Source organism: Erwinia sp. TECH1 (assembly GCF_054057575.1).
This window is the reverse complement of record NZ_JBSRZK010000001.1, coordinates 839,396-855,014: the sequence shown is the minus strand read 5'-3', so window position 1 is coordinate 855,014 and position 15,619 is coordinate 839,396. Positions and strand designations below refer to the sequence as shown.

The window sequence follows — 15,619 nt, the reverse complement described above, 5'->3', positions numbered from 1 at the left end:
ACTCAAGCCTCCGATCCTGCGGCAGGAATAAATCCTTTTTTAATATCTTGCCAGACGGCCAGGGAAGCCGCATCGAAAGATCCTGCCCGGCTAAAGGTCAACGTCATCAGATGCGTAGCGGTTCTGACGACCAGCAGCTTTTGCACGACCGCCACGCCCTGGTTTTCAAAACGCATCGCCACTTCCTGCGCAGGCAGGCCGCCGAAAAGCGCCTCCTGCACTTTTTCAGCCGCGAATTTTTTCATATCGCGTTTCACTTTTTCCAACTGCTGTTGCAGATAGCGCGCTTCTTCGCCTTCCTGCACATCCCACGCTCGGGTCACGACCAGCGTGGCGCGTGCTTTGGGCAGTTTCAGTAAGGTGATGCTTTGTTCCTGGACCGCTTCAGGTAACGTCAGCGTGCCTTCGGATAAAATGTAATTCATGAATTGCTTCCTTTTTTATCGAAGGCCTGAAGAACCTCATAGCCGATAGTCATCGGTGTTGGATCGGGCGTGATGCCCGGCGTTGGCGTGCTGATATTCAGATCCAGCGTGCCGCCGGTATTGATTTGTCCGTTGCCGGTGGCGTTGATTTGGAACTGAATGCATTGCAACGAAATGGTGCCGTTGGGATCGAGCGTCAGCACGCTCTCGCCCGAAACAAAGCTGATGCCTTGTCCGGCGGCAATTTGCAAGCCATCCTGCGCCCAAAGCTCGTAATCTCCTCCCACCAGTTCATTACGTGATTTCTGTGTTTTCTGCACGTAAGCGCCGCTTACCGTGCTGGTAAAATCTTTATTAACGGATACCGTCTGATTACCGCCTACCGTGTGGGTTTCATCGTTTTTGATATTGGTATCCATATTCTTCTGCGCCTGGATCCACACCTGTTCCTCGCCCGCCTTATCTTCAAAGCGCAGCGCGTTGGCGTTGTCCGGCGTGCCGTCCTTCGAGCGGCTTAAAAAGCCCATCTGCGTTGCCGCGCCGGGCAGCGCCCACGGCGGCATGCTCGCCTCGTTGTACACGCGGCCCGTCACGATCGGCCTGTCCGGATCGCCGTTGATAAAGTCGATCACCACCTCGTCGTTGACGCGCGGGATCTGCACGCCGCCGAATCCCTGGCCCGCCCAGGCGCTCGACACGCGCACCCAGCACGAGCTGGTGTCGTCCCCCTTCGCCAGACGGTCCCAGTGGAACTTCACCTTGATGCGCCCGTACTTGTCCGTCCAGATGGATTCGCCCTTCGGCCCCACCACCTTCGCCGTCTGCGGCCCGTGCGTGCGCGGCCACGGCGTTTCCGGCGCCGCACGGTACGTCACCGCCGACGGGATAACCCCGATGGCGATATTGTGCTTCGTGCCGCCCTCGCCCCCGCTGGCGTAGCGGTTCTCCTCGAAGTCGTAGTACGCGCTTACCGTCAGGTACTCGCCGTTGTCGCTGAAGAACGGCGCGTTCAGCAGCGTGAAGGTGTTCCCCGGCGCCAGCCCCAGCGCCGTGCCCACCGCGCTTATCTGCTGGTGCTCCACCTGCCACACCTCCTGGCGGATTTTCGCGTAGTGCTCCCCGTGGTCGTGGTCCACGAAGTGCCCCGGCCAGTCGTACACGTCTATCTGCCCCGGCGCCGGCGACGCCGGGTTCTGCCGCGCCTGCAGCATCCACGCGTTCGGCTTGCGGAAGTCGTAGTCGTCGATGCTGTAGATGCCCGGCGTCACGCTGTCCTCCATCTCCCACACGCTGATGCCCTCCGCGGAGGTGCTGCCGCCCGACGGCGTCGCGTGGTACGGAATAACCCCGTAGCCCGGGAAAGGCTGGTGCTGCCGCGCGCTGTCCGCCAGCACCAGCGTGTGCCTGTCCGCCTCGTGGCGGAAGAAGTAGTAAATCCCCTCCAGTTCCATCAGCCGGCTGATAAAGTCAAAGCTGCTCTCCTGGTACTGCACGCAGTACTCCCACACCCGGTAGCTGCCCGTCAGCCTGTCCTCCACCGTCACGCCGTACTCGTCCAGCAGCGTTTTGATTATCTGCACCACCGTCTGCCCCTGGAAGATGCGCAGGTTGCGGTCGCGCTTCATCGGCCACAGGTCCGGCTCCATGCTCAGGCGGTACACCGCGTAGCGCGTGCCGTTCAGCTCCTGGCTGTAGACCCCGGCGCGGGTGATTTTGCCGTTCAGGTAGCGCGTGCCCATGCCCTGCGTGGGGATACAGACGGTAACCGGCTGGCCCAGCAGCGTTTTGCGGTCGAGGCGCGCGTCGGGGCTCAGCAGCTCCACGGTGAACTCAAAGGCGTCGGCGAGCTTCTCCCGGCCGCTGAGCTTCCAGAACAGCAGGCCCTCGACCGGCAGGATGACGGTGATACGATCAAACATAGTAATTTCCCGGACTGGCAGGCCCGGCGGGACGCCGGGCGGATAAGATTTAGTAGGGTCAGACGGAGTGTGTTTTTAAGTGCAGGGTTGTCGTATTGGTACCTAAAAACCAGACATCAACTTAATGAGCCGAGATCTGCATGGTAGAGAAAATAATTTCCAGGCATCGCTTATTTTCTTCAAAATGATAGTCTTTTACGTCACGATGCCTGCCAACTAATTCTATATATGCCCATACGTTATTTTTATTGAAAACGTATGCCTGATAAAAAGCGCGCATATGGTCATCTCTGCTGGTGATCTCGCCCGTGCACGTAAATAAATCAATATTCAGACTGCTGTTAAAATCATTTTGGATGGGCTCCAGCTCGTTTGCTACCAGTTTTATTCCATTATCCTGTTGATGAAAACGCTCGGCACATTTATCAAAAATTTCTTCTGCCGAGTGAACCACAGTGTCAGGATAAAAGTATAAATTTATCGCACCATAATTAATATTTTCGATAGTATGCTCTATGAGCATTCTGTTTTCTGAAATAACTTTAGCTTTCCAGGATAACGGTACTTTAAACGAACTTCCTGCTCCCAGATTAACGGTAGTTAATAATTCAGCCAGCGCCAGATTGCTACGATTTAAGAGATCCCAGTTAACCACGACAAAAAATATATCATCAGCCAGCGCAGCATAATCTCGTGAAGCGCAGGAAGCTTTCAAAAGGAAGTAATTCCCGCCGCCTTCCGCAGGATTGTAATCTTTTTGTATGGTATAGCGCGAGATGACTTCATCACCAGAGGCATGAACTTTGACTGTTAATACATCTGCAAACTTGCCGCTACCGTTGGGATTATTAATTATACGCTGGTGCAGGATCTTTTCACCCATAATGGACAGCTTTTTGAACAGCCAGTCAGATGCGTTCATTTCCCACTCGCATCGCTCATAAGCTGCCCAAACCTCAAGGTAGGGCGTAGTGTCGGATGTAATGTAACGACCAATATTCACCAACCCTACTTCCGGGAAGTCCACCGGTTTGATTTCAGCAGGTTTCAGGCTTTGCGGTAAGGCTACCCAATAGTGCAGCATCTTCTCACTGGAAGAGGTGTAAAGACATTTCCAGTAACGCTGCTGCATTTCCTCTTTAGTAAAAGGAGAGGCAAGCGGAAAACTGTAGTTGATGCTGTTATGCATGAATCTTTCCTTTTATTGCTGCGCTAACCAAATGCCATACAACGCAAGTATGCTACCAAAGGATACCAGACACTTCGTTAAAACAATAAGGGCAGGGGAAGTTTTCTTTGAAATGGATAACAACGATGGGTAATATCGTGGATTATATTTTTTATGAAAGCCAAATATATTACTGAAAATCGTACACAGTCCAACAACCCCCAACTTTCCACCAAGAAAAAAAAGACATGAAGTGAAGAACTTTAGCAACCATAATTTCACTATAGCAACCGATGAGAAATGCCACACGGAGAGCAAACCTTTTAATAAAAGCGTAACTAAAATGGTAAGAAAAAATACGGCGATAAATTTTAAAAAAAACATCCACCATTCTTTTTTACTGAAAGTATTATTACCGCTCCAGATGTAAGCTACAGTTGATATTGAAAAAAACAAAAAACAAAGCCATTCCATCTTGATATACCCTTATAAAATAAATTAACCGCCAATAATCACTGTAGCACAGCCAGTCATAATATCCCCATCACTATTTTTAACTTTAGAAATCTCATCAGTTTCATTGTCATCGAACATGCCCCATAAAAGATCAATAAAAGGCTTGCCAGCTATCTTTATGTCAGCATCGGCTTCTACACCAAGTACTACAGCCGACAATTTACCTGAAATTTTCAAGTTAAAAGAATAATCAGTCTTGTCGGCATAAAGTGCCAAACCTGCTGAAGCACCAATTGCCGCAGCACTTCCCCCAACCTTACCTTCTAATACGACAATATTATATAAATTCATGTTCCCTTTTGCCTCGGCCTTTACCGCTGCGGCTTCCGCACCCACTTCTCCCGAAAAACCATAACGTCCTTTATCACCCGTATAAAATTCGCTGACGGCCTTGGCCTCGGCAGTGCCTAATGTGACATCCCCCGTAGCACCTAAATATAGCGTTCCCTGATTTCCTAACGCGCCTGTTGCACCATACTGTGCGCCAGTCGCTGTCGCGCCCGTATTAAACCCTGATAAATCAGTCGAATATCCGTAATCCGTGCTATTGACGTTTACCACGCCTATTTTATTTCTCAACTCTCCTTTCAGAACATCCGTGCTCTGCATATTGCCAAGCGTTAAATCTTCTAATGCCACGCCCATTGAAGCCGTGTCATAGTGTCCATCTTCCGTTTTATCTTCTTCGTTATTCCAGATGCTTAATATACGACCATCATAATGATCGCCATGTATTTTACCGTCTTCACCGGCCTTTTTAGCCAGCGAGCCGCCCCAGTATTGTGGAGCCGCAGGTTTAGGTTTTGCAGGAGCTGATGCGCCGCCAGCGTTACACTGGGTTTTATCGCCCTGGCGGGCGAGCGATACGCCGTTAACCAGCACGCTGCCGGAACCACCGACAATAATGCCGCTGCCGTGCTGCGTACAGGAAAACGAATCACCTTTACGGGCAGCAGGAAATCCTCCAATGATAACGTCAGGACTCCCGCACTGAATTGGGCCATCGTGAGCGGCTTTATCGATGGATGCTCTGGCCGCAGGCATACCCATACTTATTTTTCCTCAGCCATTAACTGTTAATTTTAACCATCGCGCCTTTGATATCAGCCACGTTCGTTCCGGTAATACTTACCGTGTCATTCGCTTTCATCTCGGTATTTTTACCGTCGCCTACCGTGGTCAGTTCGTTGCCTTTAAACAGCGCCTGTAATTCGCTTTCGGCGTGAAGATCCCCTGATTTTACCTGAATTTCAATGGCGTCGGGCGAAATCAATATATAGTTGTCTTTCACCTTTAATTTAATGCTGGTATTGGCCTCAAGCAGCGCATTACCCTCTTTGTCCATGGTCAGCACAGTTTCATCCTTGCCGACATTAACGACGTGTTTTTCACCCGTTTCCGTCAGATGATTGCGCTTTATCGTGACTTTTTCGTCACGGCCAATCGTTTTCAGACGATCGACGCCCACGTGGTGCGTTTCACAGCTCTCGACTTCCGTATCCATGTTTTTTTCCGCATGGATCCAAATCTGTTCGTGACCGGCTTTGTCCTCAAAGCGCAGCGCGTTGGCGGTATCTTTATGTCCATCCTTACTACGGCTGTAAAATCCCATCTGGGTTGCGGCCGCCGGTAATCCCCATGGTGGCATGTTCCCTTCGTTATAGACGCGGCCCGTTACCATTGGTCGATCGGGATCGCCGTTGATGAAGTCGATCACCACTTCATCACCTACGCGAGGTATCTGGATACTTCCATACCCCTGGCCCGCCCAGGCGCTCGACACGCGCACCCAGCACGAGCTGGTGTCGTCCCCCTTCGCCAGACGGTCCCAGTGGAACTTCACCTTGATGCGCCCGTACTTGTCCGTCCAGATGGATTCGCCCTTCGGCCCCACCACCTTCGCCGTCTGCGGCCCGTGCGTGCGCGGCCACGGCGTTTCCGGCGCCGCACGGTACGTCACCGCCGACGGGATAACCCCGATGGCGATATTGTGCTTCGTGCCGCCCTCGCCCCCGCTGGCGTAGCGGTTCTCCTCGAAGTCGTAGTACGCGCTCACCGTCAGGTACTCGCCGTTGTCGCTGAAGAACGGCGCGTTCAGCAGCGTGAAGGTGTTCCCCGGCGCCAGCCCCAGCGCCGTGCCCACCGCGCTTATCTGCTGGTGCTCCACCTGCCACACCTCCTGGCGGATTTTCGCGTAGTGCTCCCCGTGGTCGTGGTCCACGAAGTGCCCCGGCCAGTCGTACACGTCTATCCGCCCCGGCGCCGGCGACGCCGGGTTCTGCCGCGCCTGCAGCATCCACGCGTTCGGCTTGCGGAAGTCGTAGTCGTCTATGCTGTAGATGCCCGGCGTCACGCTGTCCTCCATCTCCCACACGCTGATGCCCTCGGCGGAGGTGCTGCCGCCCGACGGCGTCGCGTGGTACGGAATAACCCCGTAGCCCGGAAAAGGCTGGTGCTGCCGCGCGCTGTCCGCCAGCACCAGCGTGTGCCTGTCCGCCTCGTGGCGGAAGAAGTAGTAAATCCCCTCCAGCTCCATCAGCCGGCTGATAAAGTCGAAGCTGCTCTCCTGGTACTGCACGCAGTACTCCCACACCCGGTAGCTGCCCGTCAGCCTGTCCTCCACCGTCACGCCGTACTCGTCCAGCAGCGTTTTGATTATCTGCACCACCGTCTGCCCCTGGAAGATGCGCAGGTTGCGGTCGCGCTTCATCGGCCACAGGTCCGGCTCCATGCTCAGGCGGTACACCGCGTAGCGCGTGCCGTTCAGCTCCTGGCTGTAGACCCCGGCGCGGGTGATTTTGCCGTTCAGGTAGCGCGTGCCCATGCCCTGCGTGGGGATACAGACGGTAACCGGCTGGCCCAGCAGCGTTTTGCGGTCGAGGCGCGCGTCGGGGCTCAGCAGCTCTACGGTGAACTCAAAGGCGTCGGCGAGCTTCTCCCGGCCGCTGAGCTTCCAGAACAGCAGGCCCTCGACCGGCAGGATGACGGTGATACGATCAAACATAGTGATTTCCCGGACTGGCAGGCCCGGCGGGACGCCGGGCGGATAAGGAATGGACAGGAACTGAGCGGCGCGCGCGGCCTCAGCTTTGCGGGTTCAGCAGCCACACGCCTTCGCGATCGACGGTAATGCGCTGATCGCGGGTCTGGCCGCTGTTGCTGATGCTGAAGCGGTAATCGCCCGGCGGCAGCTGCAGCATAGCGAAGCCGTTCGGCGACGGCACCAGCGCCTGCGGATTGCCGTTCATCGCTACTTTATCGCCCGGCAGCAGCTTGATATAGACCTGGGCGACAGGCTCCGGCGGTGGCGCAGGTTCGGCGGCCTTCGCCGTTTCCGCTGGCGGCTGAGAGGCCGTTGGCGTTACTGCTGGCGCAGAAGTCACCTCAGGCGCAGAAGTTGCCGCTGGCGCATTCGTGGCGGCCGTCTGCGGCGCATCGTCGCTGCCGCCGCCCGCCATCAGCGCGCCCACGCCAATCCCCACCAGCACGCCTGCGGCAATCAGGCCAGGCACCATAAAGCGCTTCAGCCCGGCGGCTTTTGGCGCAGCCTGCTCTTCTTCTACCGGCACCAGCATGGTGCCAGGCCCGCTGACCTTCACCTCAACGATTTCACTGATATCGCTGGCGGAAAGCGCCATCAGCGCCGCCAGCTCGTCTATGGTCTGCGGCCGATCTTCCGGTTGCAGCGCCAGCGCGCGGTCAATCGCGTGCAGCAGCGGCAGCGAGTAGCCGGCGGGCTTCTGCTGCACCAGCGGCTTATAGTTATCCTCGATGCTGCGCACCACGCTGACCGGCGGCGGCGAGCCAACAATCAGCGTATGCAGCACCGCGCCCAGCGCATAGATATCGGTCCAGGTGCCCTGCTCGCTCTCGTTGTCGTCGCTGTACTGCTCAATCGGCGCAAAGCCCGGCTTGAGCATGGTTTCGGTTTCATCAGAAAGGTTGCCGATAGCCTTGCGGGCGGAACCGAAGTCCAGCAGCACCGGCACGCCGTTTTCCTGGATCTGGATATTATCCAGCGAGATATCGCGATGCAGATAGCCTTCGCGGTGGATAGTATTGATAGCGCCGAACAGCGGCGGCAGCAGGCAGCGGATCCAGGCTTCGCTAATCATCTCCGGGCGGCGGCTGTGCAGCTGCGACAGCGTGGTGCCGGTATAGAACGCCGTGCCCATATAGGCGGTATCGTTCTGCACCCAAAAGCGCAGCACGTGCAGCAAATTCGGATGATTAAAGCGGGCCAGCAGGCGCGCCTCCTGAATAAAGCTGTTCAGCCCGGCGTGAAACGTTTTGCTGAAGCGCTCGCTGCGCAGTACCAACGTCAGATCGTCGCTGCGCACCGCCAGCGAGGCGGGCATAAACTCTTTGATGGCGATGGTGCGTTCAAGCTGATGATCCCAGGCGCGATAGACGATACCGAAGCCGCCGCCGCCGATGACCTCTTTAATTTCAAACTCGTTAAAGCGGTAGCCCACCGGCAGAGCGCCAGGAATGGCTCGCGGAATATCTTGTTCTGACATATTGGACAACTCTCTTAATTGCGGCTTACGCCTCAAACTGACACTGGAACTCGCCGTCGTGCAGGGTTACCCGCAGGCGCTGGTACTGCTCTTCACGCCGGTGTGCGTCCAGCAGCAGCTGGCTCATCTGCGGCAGCAGCGTGTTGGTAAGGATGGCATCGACCATACGGCCGCCGGATTCTACCTCGGTGCAGCGCTGAACGATGCGTGCAATCACGCTGTCATCCACCTCGGAGACGATGCCGTGGTTCTGCGCCAGACGCTGCTGGATGCGCTTTAGCTGTAGCCGCACAATGCTGGCGAGCATGTCGTCGCTCAGCGGATAATAAGGCACCACCAGCAGACGGCCCAGCAAAGCCGGCGGGAAAACCTCCAGCAGCGGCCCGCGCAGCGCGCCCGCCAGCGCGTCCGGTTCCGGCATCAGTTCCGGATCGGCGCACATGGCGCTGATAAGCTGCGTGCCGACGTTGGAAGTCAGAATAATCAGCGTGTTGCGGAAGTCGATATGACGCCCTTCGCCATCTTCCATCCAGCCTTTATCAAAGACCTGGAAGAAAATTTCATGCACGTCGGGATGCGCCTTCTCGATTTCGTCCAGCAGCACCACGCTGTAAGGACGACGGCGCACGGCCTCGGTCAGCACGCCGCCTTCGCCATAGCCGACATAGCCCGGCGGCGCGCCTTTCAGCGTAGAAACGGTGTGCGCTTCCTGAAACTCGCTCATATTGATGGTGATAATGTTCTGCTCGCCGCCGTAGAGCGTTTCGGCCAGCGCCAGCGCGGTTTCGGTTTTGCCGACGCCGGACGGGCCGCAGAGCATAAAGACGCCGACCGGCTTATTCGGGTCGTCCAGCCGCGCGCGGGAGGTGCGCACGCGTTTGGCGATCAGATCCAGGCCGTGGCGCTGACCAATTACGCGCTCGTTCAGCGTGTCGGCCAGCTTCAGCACCGCGTCGATTTCGTTTTTCATCATGCGGCCCAGCGGGATACCGGTCCAGTCGGCAACTACAGCGGCGACCACGTTGGCATCGACGGCGGCAAACAGCAGCGGCGCTTCGCCCTGTAGCGTTTTCAGCTGCTGCTGCTGCTCTGCGAGCAGCTGCTGAAGGGCGGCAACATCTTCCGCATCATCCTTATGCAGCCGCTCGCGCAGCGCGATAATGGCGTCCACCAGCCCGCGTTCGCTCTGCCAGCGTGCCGTCAGTTCATCGCGCTGGCGGCCTAGCGCAGCCAGCTGCTCGCTGATTTTTGCCGCCCGGGACGCATCGCCAATCGCCACTTTCGCCTCGCGCTCCGCTATCTCTTTTTCAATCGAAAGCGCGTGGATGCGGTGCAGGCAGTCTTCCAGCTGCGGCGGCTGCGCGCTCTGGCTGACGGCGACGCGGGCGCAGGCGGTATCCAGCAGCGCCACGGCTTTGTCGGGCAGCTGGCGTGCCGGAATATAGCGATGCGAAAGCTTAACCGCCGCCGCCACGGCCTCATCCAGCAGCAGGACGCGATGGTGCTTCTCCAGCGTGGTGACGGTGCTGCGCAGCATCAGCAGCGCTTTCTCTTCGTCCGGCTCCTGCACCTGCACGGTCTGGAAACGCCGGGTCAGCGCCGGATCTTTCTCGATATATTTTTTGTATTCCGCCCAGGTGGTCGCGCCGATAGTGCGCAGCTGGCCGCGAGCCAGCGCGGGTTTTAACAGGTTGGCGGCATCGCCCGTGCCCTGCTGGCCGCCCGCGCCGATCAGCGTGTGGATCTCGTCGATAAACAGGATGATCGGCGTCGGGCTGGACTGCACTTCATTGATCAGCGCCTGAAGCCGCGCCTCAAATTCGCCTTTCATGCCCGCGCCGGCCTGCAACATACCGATGTCCAGCAGCCACAGCTGCACGTTGCGTAGCGGCTCCGGCACGTCGTCTGCCGCCATGCGCAGCGCCAGGCCTTCCACCACCGCCGTTTTGCCGACGCCCGCTTCGCCGGTCAGCAGCGGGTTGTTCTGGCGGCGACGCATCAGGATATCCACCATCTGGCGGATCTCTTCATCGCGTCCGGCGATCGGATCGATCTTGCCTTCGCGCGCGCGCGCCGTCAGATCCTGCGCGTACTGTGCCAGCGTGCTTTTTTGCTGCGGCACGGCCCCCTCCTGAACGGGCGCGGCGGTGATGCTGCTCTCCTTGCTGTTGGCGAACACGCTGTCGAACTGCTCCAGCAGCGTATCGGCGCTGATACGGCCAAACTGCGGCGAAATACTTTTCAGCACGTTGGCCAGATTGAACGTTTTCAGCAGGCCAATCAGCAGATGGCCGCCACGGATCTGCTGCACGCCGAACTTCAGCGAGCCGTACACCCAGGCGCGCTCAACCGCGCTGTCGATATGTTCGGACAGATCCGACACCGCGCTGGCGCCGCGAGGCAGACGATCCAGCGCCCCGACGATATCGCGCGTCAGCGCCTCTTCATCCAGTGAAAAATAGCGGATCGCCTGTTGCAGATCGCCTTCCTGCTGCTGCATCAGCTGATGCAGCCAGTGCACCAGCTCCACATAGGGATTGCCGCGCAGCTTGCAGAAGGCGGTGGCGCTTTCCAGCGAGGTAAATAACAGCGTGTCCAGTTTGCCGAACAGTACGGCGCGGCTGATTTCTGACATGGTTGTTCTCGGTAAGTAGATGACGGTTAAAACAGAGAGCCGTAAAGAACAAGCCCGATAAGCGAGCGGCCCGGTTCGGCAAGGCGGCCGGAAAAAGTGACTTTCTCTGTCAAGGTCGTGCGGGTTTTAACAAAACGTTATCTGGCAGCGACCTGCTCCGCCGGTTCCGGGCTGAAGGTCAGATCGCGTAGCGGCTCGCCGCTTTTTAAATGGCCGAGCCAGCTGTTAAAGCCGAGCCGGGTTGCGTCGCCGGGCCGGATCCCTTTGGCCTCTTCCGCCGCCAGGATCAGCTTCAGCTCCCAGATATATTCAATGCCCAGGTATTGCCGTACCCAGTCGCGCAGCGCAAGAGTCCAGGCCTCGCCCGGCAGAAAGCGGTTATAGGTTTCCAGCGGCATCGGCCCCAGCTCGATGCGGAACTTATGCTGCACGTCACGCACCGCCACGCCCAGAAACATCGATTCGCCCAGCTTCGGCGCATGTCGGCCCGCGCCCAGCTTCGCCCGCTCGCGGCTGTCGATCGGCAGCCAGTGCGGCACGTTTCCCACCAGCCTGACCGGCACCTTAAAATAGTGGCTGAGGATCTTTTGCAGGCCTTCGACGTCGCGCGCGTGGCGGGTTAAATGCCCGGCCGCCGCAAAGCGCGCGTGATCGCTCAGGCTGCCTTTTGCCAGCTGGCCCGGCTGGCCCATGCCGATCAGGCTCGCCAGATAACGATCGAAGCGCTGATTGTCTTCCCGATCCAGCGATACCGTTGGCTGCGCGTCGGCCCAGGCGCGGTAAAACAGCAGCGTCAGCCGATGGTGAAACAGGTCGGCAAAGGCCGACATACTGCGATCCTGATGATGAATAATGCGCTCGCGGGCGTACTCCGTCAGGTGCGTCGGCAGCGGGCCGTTCGGGCCAAACAGGCCGAAGCTTAAAATTGAGATGTCGTGCAGCGAGCTGTTGTCGCGCGGGCCGGCCTTTGACAGCGTGGCGGGCGCGAAGGCCAGCGACGGCTCCTGACCGATGCGCAACGGCTCATGGCGCGGCAGCGGCGCGCGGCCCAGCGGATAGCGCTCGCCGCCCTGTGCGTCCAGCCTGCGCAGCAGCTGAAACAGGTCGTAGCGCCACGGTGCCTGCGTCACGCCCGACCAGAACGCCTCCGGCAGCCGCTGCGTTTTGCGAATGCGCAACACGTTCATATCAGCGCCCTTTTGCCCATGCGCGCGGGCCAGTAGCCGACCTCGCCGCGCTGCTGGCTGGTCAGCGTCAGCTCGGTAAAGCTGTTGATGGCGACCAGCCTGGCGAAGACCTGCTCCAGCACGCTGCCCAGCAGCCACGGGCTGGCGCCGGAAAACGCCTGCTCGTCGACGCTCAGCTCAATGCCGATGCCGCGCGCGAACACGATCGGGCCGGGTTCCGGCACCCGACGGCTGACCGGTTTGAGCCGACAGTGGCGAATGCCTTCAATCTGCCGGGCCACCGGCGCTTCCGCCAGATTGGCATACAGCCCCAGCAGCTGGCGCAGCGCCGTGGCGCCCTGGCCGTCGTCGCTGTCCATCAGGCTTAAATAATTCAGCTGCAAATGGCTGATCAGCCGCCAGGTCGCCATGCCTTCCGCCAGCGCCGGACGCGGCGGCGTTGGGCCTTTGCGCAGCGTCAGCTGGCTGACCGGCACAGAGTCCGCCATCATAAAGTTGCCCTGATCCTGCGCCAGCAGCATCAGCGGCAGATCGCGACTGGTGCACAAAACTTCTGCCGTCAGATGGGTCAGATCGTCGCGCCACGGCGACTGGCGCTCATCCACCAGCGAAAGAAAGACTTCGGATCCGATATAGCCGGTGCGCGTACCGTAACGCTGCGCGCGCTCGGACAGCGTGCGCTGCTCGCGGCGCAGCGAAAAATAAGCGCCGTAGTCGCCTTCGTCACGGCTGAAGGTGCTCCAGAAAGGCCGGAACACCTGCTCGCCCTGCTGCCTGTCGCCCGTGGCGTACAGCTTCTGCACCGAGTAAATCTCGTAGTCGAGCGGGCGAATGTTATCGACCACCAGATGATATTCATGCACGCCTTCGCTGATTTTCTGCCGCTCCGCCGTTTTCGGGAACAGGTTGATAACCGGCGTACAGTGCAGCGCCAGATGGCTTTTGTCGATCGTCCGCTCCAGCGCCGCGTCAGCCTTGTCCAGCAGCAGGACGATCTCAAAGGCTTTTACCTCTGGCCCACAGCGTGAAGGCAGCTCGCCCAGGCCGCTGATGCTGACAAACTGGAAGCGCGCAGGGAAAGCGAAATATTCCTGAAGCAGCCTGTAACCGTCAAAGTTGCGCAGATCTTCCGGCAGCAGCGCCTGGTTAGCCGCAAAGCCCTCCTGCTTCAGCGCGTCGTCGCCCAGCACGACCCGCTGCGGCTGCGGCTCCACCGTCTGGCAAAAGCTGCCGACCGTGTGCTGCATCATCAGCTCCAGCAGCTGCTGCGCCTGAATGTCCGGGCCGCTGAGAAAAAACATCAGATCTTTCAGGGTCAGATGGCTCAGCGCCACTTCGCTAAAACACTCCAGGCGGATACGCAGCGCGCTGACCGCACCGCGCTGGCTCAGCCCCATGCTGCCAAGCGGGATATCCGCCGGCACGCCGCCCAGTTCCACGTGAGCGATGCGCAGCGGTTGCAGCATCACGTCGTGCGCCGTGGCGTAGCTACAGGTGACGCCGCTTTTTTTCAGCATCTGGCTGTCCATCATGGTGCCGCGCGGCACCAGGAAACCGCCGCTGATATCCCCTTTTTTACCGTCGGGATGCAGTTCAGCAATCGCCATTGAAGGCACGGGCGAAAGATAGTTGGGCGCGATCATCTCCAGCATCCGCTGCGAAAAGCGCGGGAACTCGGCGTCCATTTTCAGCTGCACGCGCGAGGTCAGAAAGGCGAAGCCCTCCATCAACCGCTCGACATAGGGATCGGCCACGTCAATGCCGCTCATGCCCAGCCGTCCGGCGACTTTGGGATAGCGTTCGGCGAACTCCGCCCCCATTTCGCGCAGGTACGCCAGTTCACGGTTGTAATAATCGAGCAGTTTGCTGTCCATAATTACCCTACGTCTTTCAGTTCAAAATGGCCGTTTTCTAAATCCAGATCGGTGCGGAACAGAAACTCCAGCGGATAAGGCACGCACCAGAGCCGCCCTTTGATTTCAATCGACAGCATGTTGTGCAGGCTGAGCGAGCTGGTGTCTGATATGCAGCGCACCTGAAGCCCCGCCGGCAGAATGCGCGGCTCAAAGTACAAAATAGAGTTGGTGATTTTGCGCTGGATGTCGGCCAGTTCGATATCGGACATACGCTGTCCGGCCAGCGGCGCAACGCCAAAGTTATAAGCGGAGCGCTGCACGTGCGGAAACGGCGAAAGATCCTGCTGCGCTTCGTTGTTGATGCTGTTGAACAGCCACTGCAAATCACGCAGAACGTTGCGCTTCAGCGTGGCGTGCGAAATCACGCGGCTGCCGGGGGCTTCCTGCGGCTTATCCGGCGCGTTGTCGGTCAGCCTGTCCAGCAGCGACGGCTGCATTTTATCGCGCGCCGTCATCGTCTCCCTGCCGCGCTGGCGAAAACCGCCGTGCAGCAAATCGCGACCGTCACTCATCGTCGGCTTCCGCTGCAAAGACAATATGCGCCAGGCTCAGCAGCGGAAAATCCTGCTCTTCGCTCAGCCAGGTTTTCTGACCGTGGCCGATAAACTGCTGGTCGTCCAGCGGCGTCCACTCGGTGACGGCGGCCAGCCGCAGGTTGTCTTCGGCCGTATCGGCAAACGGATAGCGCACCGGCAGCTGGCAAACCTGTTCGCTGCCGTCGATTAGCGTGACGGCCGTGTGCCGCCAGACCAGATCGGTGACGCTCGCCGGCGGCTGAAAACGCATTTCGCGCACGGCGGCGAACGGCAGCCAGGTGTAATGGCCGTTAACGATCAGCTCACAAATCGGGCCGAGACGCCCGTCGCCGTCGATCAGCCATGCCACGGTCTGCGTCTGCTCGTCCTGCATGGTGACACGGGCCGGGTTGGCCTGCGCCGCCGCAAAAGCCGCCGCGCGTAACTCATCGGCCTCTTCGGCATGCTCTTTACGCAGCGCCTTCAGTAACGCTTCCGCCCAGGCGAACGCCTCGCCGGGCATTCTCGGCATCGCCAGGCCTTCAAAGACCGCCGCTCGCTGGATTTCTGCCGTAATGGCCTGCTCCAGCAGCGTAACCGTGGGCTTTGCCTGCGGCTTTAAAGCCAGCCAGGATTTCAGCTGGGTTTTGGCGCGCGGCCAGTGGCCCGCCAGACAGAGCAGCTGTACGAAGGCGGCGCGCAGGTCGGCATCCGCCGGGCGGCTTTTGATATCGCTTTCGACACGCGCCAGGGTTTCCAACAGCGTGGCGCCGGACATCAGTTGAGTCAGAGATTTCATAGCTTTCCTCGGGCACAGA

12 protein-coding genes are annotated in these 15,619 nt (G+C 58.6%); all 12 read right to left on the bottom strand.

Annotated features, from left to right (window positions below; all coding sequences use genetic code 11):
• Positions 1-2 precede the first annotated feature (2 nt).
• The 12 genes from ACVWZ0_RS03945 to ACVWZ0_RS03890 all read right to left on the bottom strand — a co-directional run bounded on the left by ACVWZ0_RS03945 (position 3) and on the right by ACVWZ0_RS03890 (position 15,600).
• Positions 3-425 carry a DcrB-related protein gene (locus ACVWZ0_RS03945; protein ID WP_253455467.1) on the bottom strand — a complete coding sequence of 141 codons (423 nt, stop codon included), beginning with the start codon at positions 423-425 and terminating at the stop codon, positions 3-5.
• Positions 422-2,344 (bottom strand): type VI secretion system Vgr family protein, encoded by a 1,923-nt coding sequence (locus tag ACVWZ0_RS03940; RefSeq protein WP_253455469.1) that lies wholly within the window; start codon positions 2,342-2,344, stop codon positions 422-424. Before ACVWZ0_RS03940 ends, ACVWZ0_RS03945 begins: the two co-directional genes overlap by 4 nt.
• 121 nt (positions 2,345-2,465) lie before the next feature.
• A complete protein-coding gene (locus ACVWZ0_RS03935; RefSeq protein ID WP_253455471.1) occupies positions 2,466-3,533 on the bottom strand; it encodes a hypothetical protein in 1,068 nt (355 codons plus the stop codon).
• A gap of 12 nt (positions 3,534-3,545) precedes the next feature.
• Positions 3,546-3,986 carry a hypothetical protein gene (locus ACVWZ0_RS03930; protein WP_253455473.1) on the bottom strand — a complete coding sequence of 147 codons (441 nt, stop codon included), beginning with the start codon at positions 3,984-3,986 and terminating at the stop codon, positions 3,546-3,548.
• 24 nt (positions 3,987-4,010) lie between these two features.
• Entirely contained in the window at positions 4,011-5,078 is a 1,068-nt protein-coding gene (locus ACVWZ0_RS03925; RefSeq protein WP_253455475.1) for a PAAR domain-containing protein, read from the bottom strand.
• Between the two features lie 19 nt (positions 5,079-5,097).
• Positions 5,098-7,032: a type VI secretion system Vgr family protein gene (locus tag ACVWZ0_RS03920; protein WP_253455477.1), complete on the bottom strand. Its 1,935-nt coding sequence runs from the start codon at positions 7,030-7,032 to the stop codon at positions 5,098-5,100.
• 79 nt (positions 7,033-7,111) lie between these two features.
• Positions 7,112-8,548, bottom strand: coding sequence for a serine/threonine protein kinase (locus ACVWZ0_RS03915; RefSeq protein WP_253455479.1), 1,437 nt, complete (start codon positions 8,546-8,548; stop codon positions 7,112-7,114).
• A 25-nt stretch (positions 8,549-8,573) separates the two neighbouring features.
• The gene (gene tssH, locus ACVWZ0_RS03910) at positions 8,574-11,183 is read right to left on the bottom strand and encodes a type VI secretion system ATPase TssH (RefSeq protein WP_253455481.1); all 2,610 of its coding nucleotides are present in this window, start codon (positions 11,181-11,183) and stop codon (positions 8,574-8,576) included.
• 137 nt (positions 11,184-11,320) lie between these two features.
• Positions 11,321-12,370: a type VI secretion system baseplate subunit TssG gene (gene tssG, locus ACVWZ0_RS03905; protein WP_253455483.1), complete on the bottom strand. Its 1,050-nt coding sequence runs from the start codon at positions 12,368-12,370 to the stop codon at positions 11,321-11,323.
• The gene (gene tssF, locus ACVWZ0_RS03900; protein ID WP_253455486.1) at positions 12,367-14,244 is read right to left on the bottom strand and encodes a type VI secretion system baseplate subunit TssF; all 1,878 of its coding nucleotides are present in this window, start codon (positions 14,242-14,244) and stop codon (positions 12,367-12,369) included. The genes tssG and tssF overlap by 4 nt, the downstream gene beginning before the upstream one ends.
• A gap of 2 nt (positions 14,245-14,246) precedes the next feature.
• The gene (tssE, locus tag ACVWZ0_RS03895; RefSeq protein WP_125290453.1) at positions 14,247-14,798 is read right to left on the bottom strand and encodes a type VI secretion system baseplate subunit TssE; all 552 of its coding nucleotides are present in this window, start codon (positions 14,796-14,798) and stop codon (positions 14,247-14,249) included.
• The gene (locus tag ACVWZ0_RS03890; protein WP_253455488.1) at positions 14,791-15,600 is read right to left on the bottom strand and encodes a type VI secretion system accessory protein TagJ; all 810 of its coding nucleotides are present in this window, start codon (positions 15,598-15,600) and stop codon (positions 14,791-14,793) included. Before ACVWZ0_RS03890 ends, tssE begins: the two co-directional genes overlap by 8 nt.
• Positions 15,601-15,619: the final 19 nt, after the last annotated feature.

Excerpts from the sequence above, each read along its gene's own strand:
- ACVWZ0_RS03945 (WP_253455467.1), bottom strand. The coding sequence starts at position 425 with ATGAATTACATTTTATCCGAAGGCACGCTGACGTTACCTGAAGCGGTC.
- ACVWZ0_RS03940 (WP_253455469.1), bottom strand. The coding sequence starts at position 2,344 with ATGTTTGATCGTATCACCGTCATCCTGCCGGTCGAGGGCCTGCTGTTC.
- ACVWZ0_RS03935 (WP_253455471.1), bottom strand. The coding sequence starts at position 3,533 with ATGCATAACAGCATCAACTACAGTTTTCCGCTTGCCTCTCCTTTTACT.
- ACVWZ0_RS03930 (WP_253455473.1), bottom strand. The coding sequence starts at position 3,986 with ATGGAATGGCTTTGTTTTTTGTTTTTTTCAATATCAACTGTAGCTTAC.
- ACVWZ0_RS03925 (WP_253455475.1), bottom strand. The coding sequence starts at position 5,078 with ATGGGTATGCCTGCGGCCAGAGCATCCATCGATAAAGCCGCTCACGAT.
- ACVWZ0_RS03920 (WP_253455477.1), bottom strand. The coding sequence starts at position 7,032 with ATGTTTGATCGTATCACCGTCATCCTGCCGGTCGAGGGCCTGCTGTTC.
- ACVWZ0_RS03915 (WP_253455479.1), bottom strand. The coding sequence starts at position 8,548 with ATGTCAGAACAAGATATTCCGCGAGCCATTCCTGGCGCTCTGCCGGTG.
- tssH (WP_253455481.1), bottom strand. The coding sequence starts at position 11,183 with ATGTCAGAAATCAGCCGCGCCGTACTGTTCGGCAAACTGGACACGCTG.
- tssG (WP_253455483.1), bottom strand. The coding sequence starts at position 12,370 with ATGAACGTGTTGCGCATTCGCAAAACGCAGCGGCTGCCGGAGGCGTTC.
- tssF (WP_253455486.1), bottom strand. The coding sequence starts at position 14,244 with ATGGACAGCAAACTGCTCGATTATTACAACCGTGAACTGGCGTACCTG.
- tssE (WP_125290453.1), bottom strand. The coding sequence starts at position 14,798 with ATGAGTGACGGTCGCGATTTGCTGCACGGCGGTTTTCGCCAGCGCGGC.
- ACVWZ0_RS03890 (WP_253455488.1), bottom strand. The coding sequence starts at position 15,600 with ATGAAATCTCTGACTCAACTGATGTCCGGCGCCACGCTGTTGGAAACC.